The following is a 1,773-nucleotide window of genomic DNA, read 5'->3' as shown; positions in this document are numbered from 1 at the left end:
TACGACCAAGGACCATCAGTGGAAAAGCCGGGCAGACCGGCGAACACCACACACCCGAGAACCACCACCGCCGTCCCGGCCCAGATCAACGAGCGAGCCACGGCCCATCGGTGGATCGAGGCTAAGGACACGATCAGCCGAATCACCGAGAAGGTCTCCGTGGAGATGGCCGAGTGGCAGCACCGGCCGTTGGATCAGGTCTACCCGGTGATCTTCATCGACGCGATCGTGGTCAAGGTTCGCGACGGGCAGGTGACGAACAAGCCGTTCTACGTGATCATCGGTGTGAGCACCGCCGGGGAGCGGGACATCCTGGGGTCTGGGCCGGCGACGGCGGGGAGGGCGCGAAGTTCTGGCTCGCAGTGCTGACCGAGATCAAGAAACCGCGGCGTCGGTGACGTGTGCATCGTGGTATGCGACGGCCTCAAGGGCTTGCCGGACGCGATCACCACGACCTGGGAGCTCGCCCAGGTGCAGACGTGCGTGATCCACCTGAGCCGGAACACGTTCCGGTACGCCGCCCGGCAGGACTGGGATCAGATGCCAAGGACCTGCGCCCGATCTACACCGCGGTCAACGCCGCCCAGGCCGAGGAGCGGTTGGGTGAGTTCGCGGCGAAGTGGCAGGCGAAATACCCGGCCGCGCTCAGGCTCTGGTGCTCGGCATGGGGCGAGTTCATCCCGTTCCTGGACTACGACGTGAAGATCCGCAGGATCTTCTGCACGACCAACGCGATCGAGTTCCTCAAACGCCCGCTACCGGCGCGCGGTCCGGGCCCGGGGACACTTCCCGAACGACCAGGCGGCACTGAAGTGCTTGTACCTGGTCACCAGGTCCCTGGACCCGACCGGACGCGGCCGCGCACGATGGGTCATGCGCTGGAAGGCGGCGTTGAACGCCTTCGCGATCACCTTCGACGGACGCATCAACCCATCGATGAACTAAACCGCCAGACGGCAGTTACACCGTCTATCGGACACTCCCGGTCTCGGCGCCCGCCGGCACCCGGTCGTCGGACCGGCTCGTGGCGCGGGAGTCGCCGTCCGGCGTCTCGAGGTAGTCGATGATCGCGTCACAGAAGGGTGCGAGGTCACCTGGGTTGCGGGCGGTGATGACGTTGCCGTCAACGACCACCGGCTGGTCGTCGACCCACGTGCCACCGGCGTTGGTGACGTCGTCCTTGATGGGCAGGTAGCCGGTGATGCGCTTGCCGCGGACGGCGCCGGCAGAGATGAGGATCCAGCCGCCGTGGCAGATGGACGTGACGAGCTTGCCCGCCTGGAACATGTCCCGGACCAGCCCGGCCATCTCCGGGTGCAGGCGCATGTTGTCCGGGGCGAAGCCACCGGGCACCACGACGGCGTCGAAGTCGTCGGCGCTCACGTCAGCTGCGTCCCGGTCGACCTCCATGGGGTAGTGCTCCTTGCTGTCGTAGCTGCGCTTTGTGCCGCTGCCGACCACGGTGAGGTCGGCCCCTGCACCCGTGAGCCGCAGGTGCGGATACCAGCCCTCCAGGATCTGGTACTCGTCTTCGATCAGCAGGGCGATGCGGGCACCGTTCAGGGGCATGACAGACCTTCCGGGTCGGAATGGGTTGGGAAGAAAGGGGTGGTGCCGAGCAACGGGCTCAGGCGCCGATCTTGCTCAGGAACTCCGTGCTGAGGAGCACGTCGCCGTGGTTGGCCTGGACGTTGCGCAGGGCCTCCCAGTGCTGTCCGTAACCCAGGGGCTCGTCCTTGAGCCCGGACGGGATGGCGGCGTTGGTGTCCGCGA

Annotated in this window: 1 protein-coding gene and 3 pseudogenes; 3 read left to right on the top strand and 1 reads right to left on the bottom strand. The window is 66.5% G+C overall.

All coding sequences use genetic code 11. The features are described 5' to 3' along the window. Positions 1 to 18: 18 nt before the first annotated feature. The 3 pseudogenes from HIR71_RS17285 to HIR71_RS17060 all read left to right on the top strand — a co-directional run. Positions 19 to 531: pseudogene (locus tag HIR71_RS17285) on the top strand (transposase); the annotation flags it as partial. Next, positions 414 to 692, top strand: a pseudogene (locus HIR71_RS17280) (transposase); the annotation flags it as partial. The pseudogenes HIR71_RS17285 and HIR71_RS17280, both read left to right, overlap by 118 nt. 73 nt (positions 693 to 765) lie before the next feature. Beyond that, positions 766 to 945 (top strand): annotated as a pseudogene (locus HIR71_RS17060) (IS256 family transposase); the annotation flags it as partial. Positions 946 to 969: 24 nt separating this feature from the next. On the opposite strand, the gene HIR71_RS16180 reads toward HIR71_RS17060, so the two are convergent. Then, complete coding sequence (locus HIR71_RS16180; protein ID WP_169326089.1) at positions 970 to 1,569, bottom strand: type 1 glutamine amidotransferase domain-containing protein; 600 nt, start codon at positions 1,567 to 1,569, stop codon at positions 970 to 972. Positions 1,570 to 1,773: the final 204 nt, after the last annotated feature.

Source organism: Cellulomonas fimi, assembly GCF_012952065.1.
In the GTDB taxonomy this organism is placed as follows: domain Bacteria; phylum Actinomycetota; class Actinomycetes; order Actinomycetales; family Cellulomonadaceae; genus Pengzhenrongella; species Pengzhenrongella fimi_A.
This window is presented reverse-complemented; position numbering and strand designations above follow the sequence as displayed.

What these genes read in the sequence shown, in the direction of transcription:
- HIR71_RS16180 (WP_169326089.1), bottom strand. Translation starts at nt 1,569, where the DNA reads ATGCCCCTGAACGGTGCCCGCATCGCCCTGCTGATCGAAGACGAGTAC.